The following is a 19,860-nucleotide window of genomic DNA, read 5'->3' as shown; positions in this document are numbered from 1 at the left end:
CACTGACTTCAGTCAGCTGCCGGGGATTCATGCAGTCGCCGCCTTGCTCTAACCCGAACTATTTAAGGCGCAATAACAACAATGAAAATTAACCTTTCACACCGCCTGCGGTCAGGCCGTTAACCAGCCAGCGCTGCGCAAGCAGGAAGACAACCGTAATTGGGATAGCGGACAGCACCGCCGCCGCGGCAAAATCGCCCCACAGATAGTTTTGCGGGTTGAGATATTGCTGCATCCCGACCGCCAGCGTGTAGCTGTTAACATCGCGCAGCAGCAGCGAGGCAACCGGTACTTCGGTAATGGCGGCGATAAACGACAGAATAAACACCACCGCCAGGATCGGTACCGACAGCGGCAGCAGCACCAGGCGGAACGCCTGCCACGGTGTTGCGCCATCCAGCGAGGCGGCTTCTTCCAGCGAACCGTCGATCGTTTCGAAATAACCTTTGATCGTCCAAACATGCAGCGCGATCCCGCCCATATAAGCGAAGATCACCCCGCCATGGGTATTCAGGCCGATAAACGGCACGTACTGGCCGAGCCGGTCAAACAACGCGTACAGCGCCACCAGCGACAGCACCGCCGGGAACATCTGGAAAATCAGCATCCCTTTCAGCAATGTCGCTTTGCCGCGAAAGTGCATGCGGGCAAAGGCGTACGCAGAAGTGGTGGAGAGCGCCACAATGCCAATCGCGGTGATCATGGCGATTTTTACCGAGTTCCACAGCCACAGCAGCACCGGGAACGGCGGCGGCGTGACGCGGCCATCGGCGTGTTCGACGCTAAAGCCCAGCGCGAGGCGCCAGTGCTCCCACGAGATATTTTCCGGAATTAAACTGCCGGTGGCGAAGTTACCTTCACGCAGCGAAATGGCGACCACCATCAGCAGCGGGAACATAATCGCGGCAATAAACACCAGCAATAACAAATGGGTGATAAACAGCCGTAGCTTTTGCGATTTCGCCTGCACCATAGCCATAATTTTCGTCCTCCTTAATCGAATTTCATGCGCGTAGCTTTCAGGTTGACGATAGCCAACGCACCTACCAGCAGGAAAATCAGCGTGGCAATAGCGGCAGCGAGCCCAAAGTCCTGACCACCGCCGCCTTCAAAGGCGATGCGATAGGTGTAGCTCACCAGCAAGTCGGTATAACCGGCTGGCGTGGTGGTGCCGATGCGATCCGGCCCGCCGTTGGTCAGCAGTTGGATCAGCACGAAGTTGTTAAAGTTAAACGCGAAGCTGGCGATCATCAGCGGCGTCAGCGGCTTGATCAGCAGCGGGAAGGTGATGCGGAAAAAGTTTTGCAGCGGTCCGGCACCGTCCATGGCTGAGGCTTCATACAGATCGTCAGGGATCGCTTTCAACAGCCCCATGCACAGGATCATCATGTACGGATAACCGAGCCAGGTGTTGACGATCACGATCATTGAACGTGCGGTGGTGGGATCGCTAAACCAGGCCGGTTTAATGCCAAACAGCGCGCTCAGCATCATGTTGATCTCGCCAAAGCTTTGGTTAAACAGCCCTTTGAAGATCAAAATGGAGATAAACGACGGTACGGCATACGGCAGAATTAACAACACGCGATAAATCGCTTTGCCTTTCAGGGATTCCCACTGCACGACGCAGGCCAGCACCATGCCCACGGCAACGGTCAGAACCACGGTCAGCACCGAGAACACCACCGTCCAGATAAAGATCTCAATAAACGGTTTTTGAATGCCTTCATCGGTAAAGACGCGCGTGAAGTTATCCCAGCCGATGGTCACGGTATAGCCGGGGCTGAGCTTTTCTCTGCCCCAACTGCCATCGGCGTTAATCACCTGGAAGTAGCCGATTTCATTGTTCGGGCGGTATTTCGCGCCGCTCTGGTTGTTGAGCAGCGTGCCATCCTGTTCAAGCTGATACAGCGGTCGCGTACCGGAGAACTGGCGCAGCGAACTCATCGCCACTTTGCTGCCATCCGGCAGGAGGGCGGTCAGCTGGTTCAGCGCCTGGCGATTTTGCGTGATGATGCGCAGGTTGGCGCGCTCGCCAGCGGGCAGGGCGTCAGCCTCTTTTAACGTCAGTTGCTGCTCACCGCCGGGTTTGAACGCATCGGAAACGTAGTTTTTACCGCTGTCGCCGTCGGTCAGTGCCAGTTGCCACGCATCTCCCGCCGGGTAGAGCCCAAAGTTATACGCTTTGCCTGCCTGGTAGGAACGATCGAGCAGCACCTGCTGCGCGCGCTCCTGAGTGAGCTGGTTAGTGCTGCTGTAGTTGGTAAACGCGATGGCGATGGTACAAACCAGCGGGAACAGGACAAACAGCCCCATACCTGCCACGCCGGGGTAAACATAGCGCCAGGCATAAGCTTTACGGTTGGCGAAAATATAGAGGCCCGCCGAGCTGAGGACGAGCGTGGTAATGGCGAAAAGGTATTCCCCCTGGGCATACATCATAACGACAAGGTAAGCCACCAACAGGCCAACAACGGTGATGGCCGCCCATGCGAGTTGCGGGCTTTGCCACCAGTGGCGTTTTCTTCTTACATCCATGGGGATTTCCTCTCTACTCAACACCCTTCACGCTGCCGCGTTGTTGGCTGCGGTTGCGCACGCTGGTAGCTTACTTTTGTAAGCGCGCCGGGATACTCAACGTTGCCGCCATGATGCGCGTGAAGGATGCCGCGTATACAACATGTCCAATTCGCCTTATCCCCGTGCGGGGATAAGGCATTCACATTTTTACTTGGTAATACGACCCTGGGCGTCTTTCAGCGCGGCGTCGACGGTCTGGCGATCGCTAACGGCGTTGATAACCGCGGTGCGTGTGGCGTACCAGAAGGCGGCCATTTGCGGGATGTTCGGCATAATTTCACCGGTTTTCGCGTTATCCATGGTCGCGGCGATGCGTTGGTCTTTCGCTAACTGATCCTGATAGGATTTCAGCGCGACCGCACCCAGCGGTTTGTCCTTGTTAACGTCTGCCAGGCCTTGATCGGTCAGCAGATAGTTTTCGAGGAACTCTTTCGCCAGCTCTTTGTTCGGGCTGGCGGCGTTGATGCCTGCGCTCAGCACGCCAACGAACGGTTTAGAAGGCTTACCTTTAAAGGTTGGCAGCAGCGCGACGCCGTAGTTGACTTTGCTCTTATCAATGTTGGCCCACGCCCACGGACCATTGATGGTCATCGCGGTTTCACCTTTGTTAAACGCCGCTTCTGCAATCGAGTAATCCGTGTCGGCATTCATGTGTTTGTCTTTAATCAGCTTCACGAGGAAGCTAAGACCCGCTTTCGCGCCTGCGTTGTCGACGCCGACATCTTTCACGTCGTATTTGCCGTTTTCAAACTTGAAGGCGTAACCGCCATCGGCAGCAATCAGCGGCCAGGTGAAGTACGGTTCTTGCAGGTTGAACATCAACGCGTTCTTACCTTTCGCTTTCAGCTGTTTATCCAGCGCCGGGATCTCTTCCCAGGTTTTCGGCGGGTTTGGCACGAGGTCTTTGTTGTAAATCAGCGATAAGGATTCGACAGCAATCGGGTAGGCAATCAGCTTACCGTTGTAACGCACCGCGTCCCAGGTGAAGGGGTACAGCTTGTCCTGGAAGGCTTTATCCGGGGTGACTTCTGCCAGCAGACCGGATTGCGCATAGCCACCAAAGCGGTCGTGTGCCCAGAAAATAATGTCCGGGCCGTCGCCGGTTGCAGCAACCTGCGGGAATTTCTCTTCCAGTTTATCCGGGTGTTCTACGGTGACTTTAATGCCGGTGTCTTTCTCAAATTTCTTACCCACTTCGGCAAGGCCGTTATAGCCTTTGTCGCCGTTGATCCAAATGACCAGCTTACCTTCTTCGATTTTGGCGAGGGCAGAGGCGGAAAACATCATCGTCGCCACTGCGGACAAAGCGAGGATGCGTGCGCCTGTTTTGATTTTCATATATCCCGTCCTTTAGGTGATGTGCTCGTGGATACGCTCAAGGTAGTTCGACGGGATTAGTCTCCTTTTTTGACAAGCGCTTCTCATCCTCCTTAACCCTACGCCCCTGGGGCGATTTGTGTGATCTCTGTTACAGAGATTTGCATTATGTGTGTTAGCGCACATAAAAAAGCGCCGATTTTTGCAGAGCCCATCACGAAAATGCCCGCAGCCCGCCTGTCCAGGGGGCAGAGACATTGTTCTCATCCTCCCGCCTCCTCCCCCACAAAAAACCAGGGGGGTGGAGGATTCGCCCGCTGAATCGATGCTCCATAGTCAGCCCACGTTGAATGTTTCTGTTGGTGACAGGTTGTAACGAAGGGAGAAGGGCATGGCGAGCGTACAGCTGCGTAATGTAACGAAAGCCTGGGGCGATGTGGTGGTGTCGAAAGACATCAGTCTCGACATCCACGAAGGAGAATTCGTGGTGTTTGTCGGTCCGTCAGGCTGTGGTAAATCGACGCTGCTGCGCATGATTGCCGGGCTGGAAACCATTACCAGCGGGGATTTGCTGATTGGCGATACCCGCATGAATGAGGTTCCTCCCGCAGAACGCGGCGTTGGCATGGTGTTTCAGTCCTACGCGCTCTATCCGCATTTGTCAGTTGCGGAAAATATGTCTTTCGGCCTGAAGTTAGCGGGCGCGAAAAAAGAGATGATCAAATCGCGCGTCACGCAAGTAGCGGAAGTGCTGCAACTGGCGCATTTACTGGATCGCAAACCGAAAGCGCTTTCTGGCGGTCAGCGTCAGCGTGTGGCGATCGGTCGTACGCTGGTGGCTGAACCCAGCGTCTTCTTGCTTGATGAACCTCTCTCCAACCTTGATGCCGCCCTGCGTGTGCAGATGCGTATTGAAATCTCCCGTCTGCACAAACGTCTTGGCCGCACGATGATTTACGTCACCCACGATCAGGTGGAAGCGATGACGCTGGCCGACAAAATCGTGGTGCTCGATGCCGGGCGCGTGGCGCAAGTGGGTAAACCGCTGGAGCTGTATCACTACCCGGCAGACCGTTTTGTCGCCGGTTTTATCGGCTCGCCGAAGATGAATTTCCTGCCGGTAAAAGTGACCTCTACCGCCATTGAACAGGTTCAGGTTGAGCTGCCTAACCGCCAGCGCGTGTGGCTGCCGGTGGACAGCGCCAATGTGCAGGTCGGCGCAAATATGTCTTTGGGCATCCGCCCGGAGCATCTGCTGCCCAGCGACATCGCCGATGTCACGCTGGAGGGCGAAGTTCAGGTCGTCGAACAGCTTGGCCACGAAACACAAATTCATATCCAGATCCCTGCAATACGTCAGAACCTGGTCTACCGCCAGAACGACGTGGTGCTGGTAGAAGAGGGTGCCACATTCGCCATCGGCTTACCGCCGGAGCGTTGCCATCTGTTCCGTGAAGATGGCACCGCCTGCCGCCGGTTACATAAAGAACCGGGCGTTTAAGCGTACCCCACAAAGCGTTTACACAAAGCCATTCGCATTATGTCGAGGCGGCAACGTGATGACTCTCCGGCAACGTACAACCGTACCAGGCCGGGATTCATGACGGCAGCCAATAAAGAGATAGCGCGAAGGGGGATGTGTAAAAAAAAGAAAAGCAAGCTCAGGAGATAGAACGATGATTACTCTGCGCAAACTTCCACTGGCTCTCGCCATCGCGGCAGGCATACTGTCTGCACAGGCGGGTGCTGTTGATTTCAAAGGTTACGCCCGTTCGGGGATTGGCTGGACCGGCAGCGGCGGCGAGCAGCAATGCTTCCAGGCCACCGGTGCGGATGCCAAATACCGTCTCGGTAACGAATGCGAAACCTATGCGGAAATTAAATTAGGTCAGGAAGTCTGGAAAGAAGCGGATAAAAGCTTCTATTTCGACTCCAACATTGCCTATAAAACCGCACAGCTGAACGACTGGGAAAACGACAACGTACCAGCGGTTCGCGAATTTAACGTAGTGGGTAAAAACCTGATCGACTCCCTGCCAGGCGCCAACATCTGGGCCGGTAAGCGTTTCTATCAGCGCCACGACGTCCACATGATCGACTTCTACTACTGGGATATCTCCGGCCCGGGTGCAGGTCTTGAAAATATCGACGTTGGTATCGGTAAACTCTCTCTCGCCGCAACGCGTTCTTCTGAGCTGGGTGGTTCTTCTGCCTTTGGCGATCGCGATCCAAACACCGGCCTGCGCACGTATAACAACAAAGTGCCAAACGATGTCTTCGATGTGCGTTTAGCACAGTTGGCTACCAACCCGAATGGTGTGCTGGAACTGGGCGTTGACTACGGTCACACCAACATTCCTGACGACTATTACCTGGAGCCAGGCGCATCGAAAGATGGCTGGATGTTCACCGCTGAACATACCCAGAGCATGATGAAGGGCTACAACAAGTTCGTGGTGCAGTACGCCACCGACGCAATGATCTCGCAGGGTAAAGGCCAGGCTCGCGGCGGCGCTGTGGATAACGATGGTCACCTGATCCGCGTACTCGATCATGGTGCAATCAACCTCGCTGAGAAGTGGGACCTGATGTATGTCGGTATGTACCAGGATACCGATCGCGATAACAAACGCGGCAACACCTGGTACACCGTGGGCGTACGTCCGATGTACAAATGGACGCCGATCATGAGCACGTTGATGGAAGTGGGCTACGACAACGTCAAATCACAGCAAACGGGCGATCGCAACAGTCAGTACAAAATCACCCTGGCGCAACAGTGGCAGGCGGGCGACAGCATCTGGTCTCGTCCGGCAATCCGCGTTTTCGCTACCTACGCCAAGTGGGATGAGAAATGGGGTTACGTGAAAACGGACGCCGATGGCAACACCTCTTCCCTGGCTGCGAGCAATGGCGCGACTACACCGTTTGGCTTTGGCACCAATAGCCGTGGCAATGACGACGAGTGGACCTTCGGCGCCCAGATGGAAATCTGGTGGTAATGCTTAAACACCCGCTGTAATGACCAAATGAGGGGCGCAAGCCCCTCAATCTTAGGTGACGCGCGCTATTGCCTGGCCAACGCTCACCGCGCAATCAAGGTGATCATAATGAAAATGAAAAAAAGTCTCGTCGCACTCTGCTTATCCGCAGGGCTGCTGGCTGCGGCTCCCGCTGTGAGCTTGGCTGCTATAAATATCGTGCCGCAGGATGTCTCTGCAGCACCGTCTATCCCTGCTTCAACGTTGCAACAACTGCACTGGACGCCAGTGTCACCTTCGCAAACGCTGACCAGCGATATCGCTGCTGCCGGACAGACGCTGAATGCCGGTGATATTACTGGCCCGGTAATGGCCTATAGCGTTCCGGCGAATATTGGCGAATTGAACATTACATTGACCAGCAAAGTGAACAACGAGAGCGTTTATGCGCCAAACGTGCTGGTACTTGATCAGAACTTCACACCTGCAGCATTTTTCCCGTCCAGCTTCTTTGCGTACCAGGAGCCGGGCGTGATGTCTGATAACCGTTTAGAAGGTACGATGAAACTGACCCCGGCGTTGGGTCAGCAGAAACTTTATCTGCTGGTATTTACCACGCAAAAAGATCTGCAAAAAACCACGCAGATGGTAGATCCGGCTAAAGCCTATGCTAAAGGTAACGGTAACGCCGTACCGGATATTCCCGATCCGATTGCCCGCCATGGCGTGGCAGGTTCACTGGCGCTGAAAGCCAGCACCTCCTCCTCTTCCAGCATATTAGTCGGCCCGCTGTTTGGCTCTTCTGGCCCGGCTTCCGTTACCGTGGGCAATACCGCTGCACCGGCTTACAACACGCAACCGGCTCCTGCCGCCGCGCCCGCTGCGGCTCCTGCGCCAGTGGCGAAAAGCGAGCCGATGCTCAACGATACAGAGAGCTACTTTAACCAGGCCATCAAACAAGCCGCTGCCAAAGGTGATATTGATAAGGCGCTGAAATTATTGAATGAAGCAGAACGCCTCGGGTCGAAATCCGCCCGTGCCACTTTTATCAGCAGTGTAAAAGGCAAGGGGTAATCTCTCCCCACAATGCTGATATTTGCAGCAACTGGTGCGTCGCCTGACGCACCTTTTTTTCCGGCGCAGATGCGCGCTGTTGCGCATCTGTTGCGCTGATGAAAACTGAATGAAGTTTCCCCGCCCCGTGCGCCGGTTCTGCGATACAATAACGCTACGTTATGTACCGGAGAGTAAGGCATGTCACACCCTGCGCTTACGCAACTGCGAGCGCTGCGCTACGTAGACGCAATTCCCGCGCTTGAACCGCAACTGCTCGAGTGGCTGTTGCTGGAAGATTCAATGACCAAACGTTTTGAGCAACAAGGCAAGACGGTCAGCGTTACGCTGATTCGGGAAGGCTTTGTGACGGTGGATGAGATCGCCGAAGAACGCGACAGTCTGCCGAAGGAGGATCGTTACTGGTTGCGGGAAATTATTCTCTGCGCCGACGGGGAACCCTGGCTCGCCGGACGCACCGTGGTGCCGGAATCTACGCTGAGCGGTCCGGAACTGGCGCTGCAAACCCTGGGTAAAACGCCGCTTGGGCGATATCTCTTTACCTCATCTACGCTTACGCGTGACTTTATTGAAATTGGTCGTCATGAGCAGCTCTGGGGACGCCGTTCCCGTCTGCGTCTGGGCGGGAAACCGCTGATGCTGACCGAACTGTTTTTGCCTGCATCGCCGCTGTACTAAGAGGAAAAGAAAATGGAGTGGAGTCTCACGCAGAATAAGCTGTTGGCCTTTCACAGGCTTATGCGTACGGACAAACCAATTGGCGCTTTGTTGCTGCTGTGGCCAACGCTGTGGGCGCTGTGGGTGGCGACGCCGGGCGTGCCGCCGCTGTGGATTTTGCTGGTTTTTGTCGCGGGCGTCTGGCTGATGCGCGCTGCCGGTTGTGTCGTCAATGACTATGCGGATCGTAAATTCGACGGTCATGTTAAACGCACGGCAAATCGCCCGTTGCCAAGCGGCGCGGTAACGGAAAATGAAGCGCGCGTGCTGTTTGTGGTGCTGGTGCTGCTGGCCTTCGCGCTGGTGCTGACGCTAAATGTCATGACCATTTTGCTCTCCGTCGCGGCGCTGGCGCTGGCGTGGGTTTACCCGTTTATGAAGCGCTATACGCATCTGCCGCAGGTGGTGCTTGGGGCGGCTTTCGGCTGGTCGATTCCGATGGCGTTTGCAGCCGTGAGTGAATCTGTACCGCTGAGCTGCTGGATTATGTTTCTCGCCAATATCCTGTGGGCGGTCGCGTATGACACGCAGTATGCGATGGTTGACCGTGACGATGATGTGAAGATTGGCATCAAGTCGACGGCAATTCTGTTTGGTCGTTTCGACAAGCTGATTATCGGCATTTTGCAGGTGGCAGTGCTGGTGCTGATGGCGTCGATTGGCTGGCTGAATGGGCTGGGCTCGACCTACTACGTGACGGTGCTGATCGCCGGTGCGCTGTTTGTTTATCAGCAAAAGTTGATTGCCGGGCGTGACCGTGATGCCTGTTTTAAAGCGTTTATGAACAATAACTTTGTGGGGCTGGTGCTGTTTTTAGGGCTGGCGTTAAGTTACCTGCATTTGCCTTGAGTTTTTTCCCCTCTCCGGCAAGAGAGGGGAACATTTACCCTCACGCTTCCGCTTGCGTCGCGCTCTCAATCGTCAGACGCACATCCGACGTTATCAAGTCCGCCAGCATCTGGTACACGTTTAAGGTACGCGCCGGATCCGCATCGCCGGTATCGCTGATATAACCTTCATCGCGTAGCGTCAGCACCAGCGTACTGAACACCGCTTTATCGAAGAACTCCGGTGCGTTGATACCGTGCAGCACCGACAGGCGCTGCGCCAGCGTACGGCTCTCTTTTTCCAGCGTACTGCGGTTCATCGCCGGGTTGGCGCTCAGCAGCCAGAAAGTGATGGCATAACGCTGTAAGGTTTCTCGCGCGCCTGCCGCCAGCAGTTGCAAGGTGCGGGAGTGCGCCGGATTGATGCTCAGACGATCGTCTTTCACCGTCAACAAGCCCTGGCGCAGCAGCTCCTGCGTCAGGTTCTCCAGCACTTGCGCCAGCTCCGCTTTTTCCCAGCGCAGGAACAGCTCGGCTTTCAGCATCGGGTAAAGTAACTCGACGTGGCGCAGGATCTCGCTACGGGAGATAGCGCGGTGCTGGGTGACAATCGCCGCCAGCAGCGACGGCAGCATCAGCATATGCGCAATGTTGTTGCGGTAGTACGTCATCAACACCGCCTGCTCACGCGGCAGAATGATGATATCGCCGATGGTGTCTTTCTCGACTTCGAACTTGTTCATCTGCAGCGCGTGGTCGATAAGCTCGCTGGCGCTGGCCGACGGCGTGGTCGAATCCGGCGAATAAGGCACGTTGCGCATCAGCTCAAGATAGCAGCTTAACTGCTCGGTCAGTTGCTCGCGGGTCAGCGAACGCTGGCGGGAAGCCAGCAGCGCCGTACAGCACAGGTTCATGGCGTTAGCCGCACCGGCGTTGTTGATGCGCACCATCAGATCAGCGGCAATGGTGTTCACCGTTGGTGTTAACCACGCCGGACGGATGGATTCAATGGGATCGATGGCTTCGCGCCACTCCGGAACATGGTGGTTCAGGTAGTTCATCAGCGGAATGGGTTCGCCGAAGTTCACATAGCCCTGACCGAGGTTACGCAGCTTGCTTAAACCACGCAGCATCTGCAACAGGCTCTCTTTCTCTTTTGTCGCGCCACGCAGCTCTTTGGCGTAAGTGCCCACTTCCATCACGTGTTCATACCCGATGTAAATCGGCACCAGCGTGATGGGGCGCGTACCGCCGCGCAGCATCGCCTGAATGGTCATCGACAGCGTACCGGTTTTCGGATCCAGCAAACGCCCGGTGCGCGAACGCCCGCCCTCAACGAAGTACTCTACCGAATAACCGCGGCTGAACAGCTCACCCAGATATTCGCGGAACACGGTGGAATAGAGCTTGTTGCCTTTAAAGGTGCGGCGAATGAAGAAAGCGCCCAGGCGGCGGAAAATCGGCCCGGCGGGCCAGAAATTCAGGTTGATACCGGCAGCGATATGCGGCGGCACCAGCCCCTGGTGATAGAGCACATAGGAGAGCAGCAGGTAGTCCATATGGCTACGATGGCAGGGCACATAGACAATTTCGTGACCGTCGTGCGCCAGCTGGCGTACGCGCTCTGCATTATGCACATTGATGCCCTGATAGAGACGGTTCCAGGTAAAACCCAGAATGCGGTCGGTCAGGCGGATCATCTCGTAGGAGAAGTTCGCGGCGATCTCTTCCATCAGCGCGATGGCGTTTTGCTGCGCTTTATCATGGGAGATTTTTTTGCTGCGCGCTTCATCTTCGACCGCGCGGGCAATCGCTTTGGAAGAGAGCAATTTGTTAAACAAATCCTGACGCGCCGGCAGACGTGGGCCTACTGCGGCCAGACGCTGGCGGGCAAAGTGCATACGCGCCACGCGCGCCAGTTTTTGCGCGATAATTTTATCGGTGCCGTGCTCCGTCGCCATACGGCGCAGCGAAACTGGCGGTGAAAAACGCACAAAGCTGTCGCGGCCAAGCCAGGAAACAGCAAAGAATTTCTGGATGCCGTTCAGCATGCGCAGCGGCGGATTAATTTCGCCTTTTTCACGTCCGGGCGAACGGCCAAACATCACCGATACCGGCACCATTTGCACATCCAAATCGGGATGGCTGCGGTGTAAATCCAGGTAGTCGTGGAACAGCTTGATCGACTCTTCTTTTGGCGCGTAATAAGTGAACACGCGCGGCCCACCGTGGATAAACACGAAACGCGGCAGCAACGCGCCGTCGATTTCCAGCGGTTCCAGCGGGTCGGGCAACTCATGCGCCAGACACTGCGCGCGTAAAGTCAGTAAATCTGCCTTTGAGTTATAAGGCAGCACGTACATGATGGGGCGTGATGTATCGAGACCCAGTTCCTGTGCAGGTTCTGCGGGAATCGATTTACTTTTTACCAGCACGCTTAATGGTAAATTCAGTAATTTGTAGTAAATTCGTGGCCAGCCGGACATAAAGGATGTAAAGCCTCTGGTTAATAGTGCCATTGCGCCGCAAGAATATCAGAAAGCGCACATAATTTCTGTTGTACCGCTGCGCGCTTGCTGAGACATTGACGCCAATTTAATAAAAAGGTTCTTTTAAATGGCTAATAATACCACCGGTTTCACCCGGATCATTAAAGCCGCTGGATACTCCTGGAAAGGCGTTCGCGCTGCCTGGATTAATGAAGCGGCATTTCGTCAGGAGTCCGTTGCGGTTATCCTGGCAATTATAATCGCTAGCTGGCTCGATATTGACACAATGACGCGCGTACTGCTGATTGGTTCTGTGACGCTGGTAATGATTGTCGAAATTCTGAACAGTGCCATCGAAGCCGTGGTAGATCGAATTGGTTCGGAATTCCATGAACTTTCCGGGCGGGCGAAGGATATGGGGTCGGCGGCGGTGCTGATGTCCATCCTGCTGGCGCTGTTTACCTGGATCGCATTACTGTGGTCACATTTTCGATAACGCTTCCAGAATTCGATAACGCCCTGGTTTTTTGCTTAAATTTGGTTCCAAAATCGCCTTTAGCTGTATATACTCACAGCATAACTGTATATACACCCAGGGGGCGGGATGAAAGCATTAACGGCCAGGCAGCAAGAGGTGTTCGATCTTATTCGCGATCGCATCACTCAAACCGGTATGCCACCAACGCGTGCGGAAATCGCACAGCAATTGGGGTTCCGTTCCCCAAATGCGGCGGAAGAACACCTCAAAGCGCTGGCGCGCAAAGGGGTTATCGAAATCGTATCTGGCGCATCACGCGGCCTTCGTCTGCTGCTTGAAGAAGAAGAGGACGATATCGGTTTACCGCTGATTGGTCGCGTCGCTGCGGGTGAGCCGCTGCTGGCTCAGCAGCATATCGAAGGCCATTACCAGGTCGATCCGAGTCTCTTTAAACCTCATGCGGATTTCCTGCTGCGCGTTAGCGGTATGTCGATGCGTGATATTGGCATTATGGATGGCGATCTGCTGGCGGTGCATAAAACGCAGGATGTGCGTAACGGCCAGGTCGTTGTAGCGCGCATTGAAGACGAAGTGACCGTCAAGCGTTTGAAAAAGCAGGGTAACACCGTCGAACTGTTGCCGGAAAACAGCGAGTTTTCCCCGATCGTTGTCGATCTGCGCGATCAAAACTTCACCATCGAAGGGCTGGCGGTCGGTGTTATTCGTAATGGCGCGTGGTTGTAACGCACATTCGCTTTGCTGCGGGGCGGGTTCAGGTTCCGCAGCGATCTCCTCTTTTGCCTCATTAAATTTCACATTCAAACCATGCCACTGCTAACCGCATCTGACAAAGCGCTCTGGCGGCTTGCGCTGCCGATGATCTTCTCGAATATCACTGTCCCATTACTGGGGCTGGTGGATACGGCGGTAGTGGGGCATCTGGACAGCCCGGTTTACCTGGGTGGTGTGGCGATTGGCGCAACGGCGACCAGTTTTCTCTTTATGCTGCTGCTCTTTTTGCGCATGAGCACCACCGGCCTGACAGCTCAGGCGTTCGGCGCGAAAAATGCGTCCGCGCTGGCACGTGCGTTAGTCCAGCCTTTGCTGCTGGCGCTTGGGGCCGGTGTGTTGATTACCCTGCTGCGCACGCCGCTTATCGACCTGGCGCTGCATATCACTGGCGGTAGCGAGGCGGTGCTGGAACAGGCGCGACGGTTTCTGGATATTCGCTGGTTGAGTGCGCCCGCTTCGCTGGGCAATCTGGTGTTGCTCGGTTGGTTGCTCGGCGTGCAGTATGCGCGTGCACCGGTGATATTGCTGGTGGTGGGGAATCTGCTCAACATCGTGCTCGATGTGTGGCTGGTCATGGGGCTGCATATGAATGTGCAAGGTGCGGCACTTGCCACGGTCATTGCAGAATACGCCACCTTCGCTATTGGTTTATGGATGGTGCGACACGTACTCGTAATGCGCGGCATTTCATTGCTGACGCTGAAAAATGCATGGCGCGGCGGCGTACGGCGTTTGCTGGCGCTGAACCGCGATATCATGTTGCGTTCGCTGCTGCTGCAACTCTGCTTTGGTTCGATAACGGTGTTTGGTGCCCGGCTCGGGGATGAGACGGTGGCGGCAAATGCGGTGCTGATGATGTTTTTAACCTTTACCGCCTATGCGCTGGATGGTTTCGCGTATGCGGTTGAGGCGCACTCCGGGCAGGCTTACGGTGCCAGAGACGGCAGTCAATTGATGCATATCTGGCGGGCTGCCTGCCGGCAGGCCGGTCTGGTGGCGCTGTTCTTTGCCGTTGTGTATGCAGTGGCGGGTCAGCAAATTATCGGGCTGTTAACATCGTTACCCGCGCTGCAACAGCTTGCCGGACATTATCTGATTTGGCAGGTTATCTTACCGTTAGTGGGGGTGTGGTGTTATCTGCTGGACGGTATGTTTGTCGGTGCCACGCGCGCGGCCGAAATGCGTAACAGTATGGCAGTGGCGGCGGCGGGGTTTGCCGCTACGCTACTCACCGTGCCTGTTTTGGGCAATCACGGTTTGTGGCTGTCACTTGCTGTATTCCTTGCTCTGCGTGGGCTGACGCTGGCGCTAATATGGCGTCGTCACTGGCGTAACAACAGTTGGTTTGCTGCCAGCGATCCTTCCTGATAGCGCTTTATTTTCTAAGGTAGTGCTCCGATTTTCTCGTCTCGTTTACGCTGCTTTTATCTTGTTAGATGGTTAAAGATTCCGAATAAAATTCATAATGCCGAATCCCTGACTACAATAATCAGTACGTTCAGCACGGTGAGAACGTCATTTTAACCGAACGATAAGGAGTCCATGATGAATAAAGACGAAGTCGGCGGTAACTGGAAACAGTTTAAAGGCACAGTGAAAGAGAAATGGGGCAAACTCACCGACGATGATATGACTATCATTGAAGGTAAACGTGATCAGTTGGTGGGTAAAATCCAGGAACGTTACGGTTACGCAAAAGATCAGGCGGAAAAAGAAGTGACGGACTGGGAAACGCGTAATGATTACCGTTGGTAGCCAGCACATCCCCTCAAATGTGTTAACCCTCTAAAGGCTACCCTGCCCGAAGGTACAAGGATGTACCACCCCTCCAGATTCCATATTTATTAACTCTAACTACATTGTTTTGCGCACAAACTTCCTGATTTTGTGCTCTTATCGCATCCCTCTGTCTGCCTCGTTTTACCAACAGTTCGCCCGATCCACGGCTCCCGCAGCATGCGCTTGCTCGCCGCCATTAAAATGCGAAACCTGGCGGGTTGTGTTGCAGGTAATAAAGAGCTGATAAAAGACGGGAAACAATTATCGCGGTTTTTTCTTTAGCGGGACGCTATGGTCATGGTGGCAGTGATCGTGATGGCGGCAGGCTTCCACTTCCACGCAGGCGGCACACAGGCCATGGGCTTCAATCACATTATGACGCAGGGCAAAACCCATCTTCGCCGCCAGCGCATGCATAATATCTTCCACGCCTTCGGCCTGCTCTTCTTTCACCGAACCGCAGCGGTCGCAAATAAACATCGCAGAAGTATGCGTCGGCTGATCAAAAAGGTGGCACAGCACGTAACTGTTGGTGGACTCAACCTTGTGGACAAAGCCTTGCTCCAGCAGGAAATCAAGCGCGCGATAAACTGTCGGCGGTTTTGCTTGCGGTTCGCTCTCGCGCAGCAGGTCGAGCAAATCATACGCGCTGATCGCCCCTTGTTGCAGGCTCAGTAACCGCAATACTTCAAGGCGCTGGGGAGTCAGGCGCACATTGCGCTGCGCGCACAGCTTTTCAGCCTGCACTAACATCTCTTGCGAAGTGGTCTTATCCATTGGCGCCCTCGGGTTGGTGGGAACAGAAACCCACACTTTACCATGTCCTGCCCAAAACGCCGAGATCGCCGCCCGTAAACTCCTTTTCTCACTTTCCTTCCCGAAACGAATTTCCTCTTCTATAAATATTGAGAGTTTCCTCAATAACTATAACGTTCATATATATCCTGTACGTTCACATGATTTAGCTTCTTTTTTGGTCGTTGTTCGCAGCAATAGTGAATTCCTGTTTCTTTTAAAATAAACAGGCTTAAAAAAACTCATCTGGCTACGAGACACATATTGTGAATAAAAAACGTAAACTTTCAGTGGTCGCTATCGCTGTCTCCTTCTTTGCAGCAAATCAGGCAGGAGCAGCCAATACCTGGGCAGAAGCACGTAACGATGCAATGGGAGGAACCGGTGTTGCATCGGCAAATTATGGTAGTGGGGCACTCATCAACCCGGCGCTGCTGGCGAAAGCCAAACCGGAAGATGACGTCACGATTATCCTGCCGAGCGTGCAGGCGCAAATTACCGACAAAGATAACCTTCGCGATGAAATCGATAACATCAATGACAAAATTGATGGTTACAAGGATGTGGTCGATAACCTGACCGCCGCACAGATCATTGCTAACCCGATTGGTACATTAAATCAGTTCCAGGGGGCGGCGAAAGATCTGGCTGACGAACTGGTGTTCCTGAAAGGCAAAACCGCGCAGGCCAAAGCCGCTGCCGGGCTTGCCGTTAGTATTCCCAATGATGTGCTTTCGCTGGCCTTTGTTACCAAAGCCTACGCCCACGCCCGTGTCAGCTCGAATATCGATCAACAAGATATTGATTACCTGCGCGGCATTCAGAACAACGACGGCATTGCTTTGAGCGAAGCGCTGCGGGCGGTTGTCTCGCCAAACGGTAGCGAAGAGATCACCAAAAACCTTAACTCTACCGCTGCCGGTCGTGCGGCAATCGTCTCTGACTTTGGTATTGCCATGGCGCGCCAGTTTGAAGTTGCTGGCGTGCCGTTATCCCTTGGCGTGACGCCGAAACTGCAAAAAACGTGGGTCTACAACTACACCGCGTCTATTTATGACTATAAGAGCAGCGACCTGAGAGACAGCCGTTATCGTACCGATGACACAGGCTTTAACATCGATGTCGGTGCTGCGGCAGATCTTAGTGAAAACATCACTGTGGGCTTAACCGGCACCAACCTTATCTCGCGCGATATCGATACACAGAATATTCGAATTCGCAATGGTAGAACCGGTGTGGTCACCAATTACAAAGACACCTACCAGATTAGCCCGGTAGTGACGGCTGGCGCGGCCTGGCATAATGAGCTGGTGACATTAAGCGCCGACGGGGATTTAACCGAAACCAAAGGCTTTAAGAGCGAGAAAAACTCCCAGTACGTGGGCGTTGGTGCGGAAGTTCGCCCGCTTAGCTGGCTGGCGGTGCGGGCCGGTTACCGTGCGGATGTGAAAGGTGATGATAAAAACGTCTTCACAGGCGGTGTCGGTTTTGCACCGTTTAACCGTGTCCATGTCGATTTGATGGGGCTGGTTGGTGAAGATGAAACCTGGGGCGCAGGCGCACAGTTAAGCGTCACATTCTAAGATGTTCTGGCCGGAGGCTTGATGCCTCCGGTTTTTTATGACTTATAAATCAGATGATTAAGCCAGGAAGTGGAATTAAATGTTGCTCATCCTGGCATAGCTGGTCATCAAATTGCCGTAATCAGGAATATGAGTACAGAAAAGATTGCCCAACCCTTCAATATCGTTACGCCAGTCGCGGTGCAACTCGCAGGCAACACCAAACCAGGTCATCAACTGCGCCCCGGCCTGCGACATACGGTTCCATGCTGAATGACGGGTAATTTCATTAAATGTACCTGACGCATCGGTGACGACAAACACCTCGAAGCCCTCTTCCAGGGCAGATAACGCCGGAAATGCCACGCAAACTTCGGTCACGATTCCCGCAATAATCAACTGTTTCTTACCCGTTGCTTTCACTGCTTTCACAAAATCTTCGTTATCCCAGGCGTTGATATTACCAGGACGAGCAATGTAGGGCGCCGCGGGCAATTGTGTTTGCAGTTCCGGCATGAGAGGGCCATTCGGGCCAGTTTCGAAGCTGGTTGTCAGAATGGTGGGTAGCTTAAAATATGTAGCGAGGTCGGCCAGCGCCAGCACGTTGTTTTTGAATTTATCCGGATCGAGATCCCGGACCAGTGATAGCAAGCCCGTTTGATGATCGACGAGCAACACAGCGGCATTGTTTTTATCAAGACGTACATACGGTTTAGTCATTTTCCTTAACTCCCTTTGACCTGTTACGGTTATAAATAGCTTTCGCTATTAATGAACATTTCCTATGCCTACCAAAAATGTTAGGTAGTGGTTCCGTTTTGTACAAGGCTACCCCGGGCATATATCCATAACAGATGCTGACCATGCATTGTGTCAGCGGGTTTACGTGCTTCCTCTATGCTAGAATAATGCCCCGCTATTTCAGACGCTGGCGATTGCCGGACCTGAGTGGAAATCAGATACGACAAACCTTTTTAACTGTCCAAAATGCACGGTAACCCTGAAATGACAAACCCCCATCAAACCAACGCAACGACGCTCAATTCCACTCAACACTGGAATGGCCGGTTTAGCGTGGCGCCGATGCTCGACTGGACGGACAGACATTGCCGCTACTTTTTGCGTTTGCTGTCGCGCCAGACGTTGCTCTACACCGAAATGGTCACCACCGGTGCCATCATTCATGGCAAGGGGGATTACCTGGCGTACAGCGAAGAAGAACATCCGGTCGCGTTGCAGCTCGGCGGCAGCGATCCGGCGCAGCTTGCCCATTGTGCAAAGCTGGCCGAAGCGCGCGGGTATGATGAAATTAACCTCAACGTCGGGTGTCCGTCCGATCGTGTGCAGAATGGTCGTTTCGGCGCGTGTCTGATGGGCGAAGCGCAACTGGTGGCGGATTGCATTAAAGCGATGCGTGATGTGGTGTCGATTCCGGTCACCGTCAAAACGCGTATTGGCATTGACGATCACGACAGCTACGAATTTCTCTGCGATTTTATTGGCACCGTGGCCGGAAAAGGCGAGTGCGAAAGCTTTATCATCCATGCGCGCAAAGCGTGGCTTTCGGGGTTAAGCCCAAAAGAGAACCGGGAAATCCCGCCGCTGGATTACCCGCGTGTGTATCAGTTGAAACGTGATTTTCCGCACCTGAAAATGGCCATTAACGGCGGTATCAAATCGCTGGAAGAAGCCAAAGCGCATCTGGAACATATGGATGGCGTGATGGTCGGTCGTGAAGCGTATCAGAACCCTGGCATACTGGCGTCTGTTGACCGCGAGATCTTTGGCGCAGACGTGGCGGATGCCGATCCGATCGCCGTGGTGCGCGCGATGTATCCCTACATTGAGCGCGAGCTGAGCCAGGGCGCGTATCTCGGGCATATCACACGGCATATGCTGGGGCTGTTTCAGGGCGTTCCCGGCGCGCGTCAGTGGCGTCGTTATCTGAGTGAAAATGCGCATAAAGCCGGTGCGGATATCGCGGTAGTGGAACACGCGCTCAACCTGGTGGCCTCAAAGCGTTAAAGTTTCACTAAAAGGTAGTCAAATTCACTAAGCTCCGCCTTCTGCTGCGGAGCTTTTTTATTGATAAATAAGCTAATTTTTCCTGGCATGGTTCTTGTAATAACCGGGGAGTTACCTCTTTGGGAGATCCATCATGCTGGAATTACTGTTTATCGTGGGCTTTTTTATCATGTTGCTGGTGACCGGCGTTTCGCTGCTGGGCATCATCGCGGCGCTGCTGGTGGCAACGGCTGTTATGTTCCTCGGCGGGCTTTTCGCGTTGATGATCAAGCTATTGCCATGGCTGCTGCTGGCCGTCGCCGTTGTCTGGATTATCCGTGCCGTGAAAGAACCGAAGATCCCACGTTATCAACGCAATAACCGTTGGCGTTACTAAAGTATTGCGTGGTTCGTCACATACCGAAGACTTTTCCCGGTACATTGCTTAGAACCGAATAGGATTTA

The 19,860-nt window shown here is 54.1% G+C and carries 18 protein-coding genes; 12 read left to right on the top strand and 6 right to left on the bottom strand.

All coding sequences use genetic code 11. From position 1 onward, the window contains the following. Positions 1–88: 88 nt before the first annotated feature. From malG to malE, 3 genes are all read right to left on the bottom strand, one after another. Entirely contained in the window at positions 89–979 is an 891-nt protein-coding gene (gene malG / locus AAIG26_RS19220) for a maltose ABC transporter permease MalG (protein WP_343181250.1), read from the bottom strand. A gap of 14 nt (positions 980–993) precedes the next feature. Beyond that, positions 994–2,538 (bottom strand): maltose ABC transporter permease MalF, encoded by a 1,545-nt coding sequence (gene malF, locus AAIG26_RS19215; protein WP_343181249.1) that lies wholly within the window; start codon positions 2,536–2,538, stop codon positions 994–996. Between the two features lie 189 nt (positions 2,539–2,727). Beyond that, positions 2,728–3,918: a maltose/maltodextrin ABC transporter substrate-binding protein MalE gene (gene malE / locus AAIG26_RS19210; RefSeq protein WP_343181247.1), complete on the bottom strand. Its 1,191-nt coding sequence runs from the start codon at positions 3,916–3,918 to the stop codon at positions 2,728–2,730. Positions 3,919–4,288: 370 nt separating this feature from the next. Here malE and malK point away from each other — a divergent pair, with 370 nt between their 5' ends. The 5 genes from malK (at position 4,289) to ubiA (ending at position 9,518) form a co-directional block, all read left to right on the top strand. After that, on the top strand, positions 4,289–5,398 hold the full coding sequence (malK, locus tag AAIG26_RS19205) for a maltose/maltodextrin ABC transporter ATP-binding protein MalK (RefSeq protein WP_020456108.1): 1,110 nt from the start codon (positions 4,289–4,291) through the stop codon (positions 5,396–5,398). A gap of 175 nt (positions 5,399–5,573) precedes the next feature. After that, positions 5,574–6,899, top strand: coding sequence for a maltoporin (locus tag AAIG26_RS19200; RefSeq protein WP_343181246.1), 1,326 nt, complete (start codon positions 5,574–5,576; stop codon positions 6,897–6,899). A 108-nt stretch (positions 6,900–7,007) separates the two neighbouring features. After that, positions 7,008–7,952: a maltose operon protein MalM gene (malM, locus tag AAIG26_RS19195; RefSeq protein ID WP_343181245.1), complete on the top strand. Its 945-nt coding sequence runs from the start codon at positions 7,008–7,010 to the stop codon at positions 7,950–7,952. Positions 7,953–8,132: 180 nt separating this feature from the next. Beyond that, positions 8,133–8,630 (top strand): chorismate lyase, encoded by a 498-nt coding sequence (gene ubiC / locus AAIG26_RS19190; protein WP_017459433.1) that lies wholly within the window; start codon positions 8,133–8,135, stop codon positions 8,628–8,630. 12 nt (positions 8,631–8,642) lie between these two features. Continuing rightward, the gene (gene ubiA / locus AAIG26_RS19185; protein WP_343181244.1) at positions 8,643–9,518 is read left to right on the top strand and encodes a 4-hydroxybenzoate octaprenyltransferase; all 876 of its coding nucleotides are present in this window, start codon (positions 8,643–8,645) and stop codon (positions 9,516–9,518) included. 40 nt (positions 9,519–9,558) lie between these two features. Here the strand turns inward: ubiA and plsB are convergent, their stop codons facing one another. Beyond that, positions 9,559–11,982, bottom strand: coding sequence for a glycerol-3-phosphate 1-O-acyltransferase PlsB (plsB, locus tag AAIG26_RS19180; RefSeq protein ID WP_020456112.1), 2,424 nt, complete (start codon positions 11,980–11,982; stop codon positions 9,559–9,561). 130 nt (positions 11,983–12,112) lie between these two features. On the opposite strand from plsB, the gene AAIG26_RS19175 reads away from it, so the two are divergent. The 4 genes from AAIG26_RS19175 to AAIG26_RS19160 all read left to right on the top strand — a co-directional run bounded on the left by AAIG26_RS19175 (position 12,113) and on the right by AAIG26_RS19160 (position 15,010). Continuing rightward, complete coding sequence (locus tag AAIG26_RS19175) at positions 12,113–12,481, top strand: diacylglycerol kinase (protein WP_343181243.1); 369 nt, start codon at positions 12,113–12,115, stop codon at positions 12,479–12,481. Between the two features lie 108 nt (positions 12,482–12,589). Beyond that, positions 12,590–13,207 carry a transcriptional repressor LexA gene (gene lexA / locus AAIG26_RS19170; RefSeq protein WP_017459437.1) on the top strand — a complete coding sequence of 206 codons (618 nt, stop codon included), beginning with the start codon at positions 12,590–12,592 and terminating at the stop codon, positions 13,205–13,207. An 81-nt stretch (positions 13,208–13,288) separates the two neighbouring features. Continuing rightward, on the top strand, positions 13,289–14,623 hold the full coding sequence (gene dinF / locus AAIG26_RS19165) for an MATE family efflux transporter DinF (protein WP_343181242.1): 1,335 nt from the start codon (positions 13,289–13,291) through the stop codon (positions 14,621–14,623). 177 nt (positions 14,624–14,800) lie between these two features. After that, on the top strand, positions 14,801–15,010 hold the full coding sequence (locus AAIG26_RS19160) for a CsbD family protein (protein ID WP_007372427.1): 210 nt from the start codon (positions 14,801–14,803) through the stop codon (positions 15,008–15,010). Between the two features lie 285 nt (positions 15,011–15,295). Here the strand turns inward: AAIG26_RS19160 and zur are convergent, their stop codons facing one another. Beyond that, positions 15,296–15,811 (bottom strand): zinc uptake transcriptional repressor Zur, encoded by a 516-nt coding sequence (gene zur, locus AAIG26_RS19155; protein WP_020456115.1) that lies wholly within the window; start codon positions 15,809–15,811, stop codon positions 15,296–15,298. Between the two features lie 284 nt (positions 15,812–16,095). Between zur and traF the strand changes: the two genes are divergently transcribed. Continuing rightward, complete coding sequence (gene traF, locus AAIG26_RS19150; protein ID WP_020456116.1) at positions 16,096–17,412, top strand: conjugal transfer protein TraF; 1,317 nt, start codon at positions 16,096–16,098, stop codon at positions 17,410–17,412. 75 nt (positions 17,413–17,487) lie between these two features. Here traF and ycaC read toward each other — a convergent pair whose 3' ends face one another. Then, positions 17,488–18,111: an isochorismate family cysteine hydrolase YcaC gene (gene ycaC / locus AAIG26_RS19145; RefSeq protein ID WP_343181241.1), complete on the bottom strand. Its 624-nt coding sequence runs from the start codon at positions 18,109–18,111 to the stop codon at positions 17,488–17,490. Positions 18,112–18,378: 267 nt separating this feature from the next. Here ycaC and dusA point away from each other — a divergent pair, with 267 nt between their 5' ends. Beyond that, positions 18,379–19,416 (top strand): tRNA dihydrouridine(20/20a) synthase DusA, encoded by a 1,038-nt coding sequence (gene dusA, locus AAIG26_RS19140; RefSeq protein WP_343181240.1) that lies wholly within the window; start codon positions 18,379–18,381, stop codon positions 19,414–19,416. 133 nt (positions 19,417–19,549) lie between these two features. Beyond that, positions 19,550–19,792, top strand: a complete 243-nt coding sequence (pspG, locus tag AAIG26_RS19135) for an envelope stress response protein PspG (RefSeq protein ID WP_313627331.1) — start codon at positions 19,550–19,552, stop codon at positions 19,790–19,792. The last annotated feature ends 68 nt before the right edge of the window (positions 19,793–19,860 follow it).

The sequence above is a fragment of the Kosakonia sp. PSU_27 genome, assembly GCF_039409795.1.
GTDB lineage: Bacteria > Pseudomonadota > Gammaproteobacteria > Enterobacterales > Enterobacteriaceae > Kosakonia.
Note: the sequence above shows the minus strand (reverse complement) of the source record. Positions and strands in the feature narration are given on the sequence as shown.

What these genes read in the sequence shown, in the direction of transcription:
- ubiA (WP_343181244.1), top strand. Translation starts at nt 8,643, where the DNA reads ATGGAGTGGAGTCTCACGCAGAATAAGCTGTTGGCCTTTCACAGGCTT.
- dusA (WP_343181240.1), top strand. Translation starts at nt 18,379, where the DNA reads ATGCACGGTAACCCTGAAATGACAAACCCCCATCAAACCAACGCAACG.
- ycaC (WP_343181241.1), bottom strand. Translation starts at nt 18,111, where the DNA reads ATGACTAAACCGTATGTACGTCTTGATAAAAACAATGCCGCTGTGTTG.
- AAIG26_RS19160 (WP_007372427.1), top strand. Translation starts at nt 14,801, where the DNA reads ATGAATAAAGACGAAGTCGGCGGTAACTGGAAACAGTTTAAAGGCACA.
- lexA (WP_017459437.1), top strand. Translation starts at nt 12,590, where the DNA reads ATGAAAGCATTAACGGCCAGGCAGCAAGAGGTGTTCGATCTTATTCGC.
- malE (WP_343181247.1), bottom strand. Translation starts at nt 3,918, where the DNA reads ATGAAAATCAAAACAGGCGCACGCATCCTCGCTTTGTCCGCAGTGGCG.
- malK (WP_020456108.1), top strand. Translation starts at nt 4,289, where the DNA reads ATGGCGAGCGTACAGCTGCGTAATGTAACGAAAGCCTGGGGCGATGTG.
- malF (WP_343181249.1), bottom strand. Translation starts at nt 2,538, where the DNA reads ATGGATGTAAGAAGAAAACGCCACTGGTGGCAAAGCCCGCAACTCGCA.
- dinF (WP_343181242.1), top strand. Translation starts at nt 13,289, where the DNA reads ATGCCACTGCTAACCGCATCTGACAAAGCGCTCTGGCGGCTTGCGCTG.
- ubiC (WP_017459433.1), top strand. Translation starts at nt 8,133, where the DNA reads ATGTCACACCCTGCGCTTACGCAACTGCGAGCGCTGCGCTACGTAGAC.
- pspG (WP_313627331.1), top strand. Translation starts at nt 19,550, where the DNA reads ATGCTGGAATTACTGTTTATCGTGGGCTTTTTTATCATGTTGCTGGTG.
- malM (WP_343181245.1), top strand. Translation starts at nt 7,008, where the DNA reads ATGAAAATGAAAAAAAGTCTCGTCGCACTCTGCTTATCCGCAGGGCTG.
- plsB (WP_020456112.1), bottom strand. Translation starts at nt 11,982, where the DNA reads ATGTCCGGCTGGCCACGAATTTACTACAAATTACTGAATTTACCATTA.
- AAIG26_RS19200 (WP_343181246.1), top strand. Translation starts at nt 5,574, where the DNA reads ATGATTACTCTGCGCAAACTTCCACTGGCTCTCGCCATCGCGGCAGGC.
- malG (WP_343181250.1), bottom strand. Translation starts at nt 979, where the DNA reads ATGGCTATGGTGCAGGCGAAATCGCAAAAGCTACGGCTGTTTATCACC.
- AAIG26_RS19175 (WP_343181243.1), top strand. Translation starts at nt 12,113, where the DNA reads ATGGCTAATAATACCACCGGTTTCACCCGGATCATTAAAGCCGCTGGA.
- zur (WP_020456115.1), bottom strand. Translation starts at nt 15,811, where the DNA reads ATGGATAAGACCACTTCGCAAGAGATGTTAGTGCAGGCTGAAAAGCTG.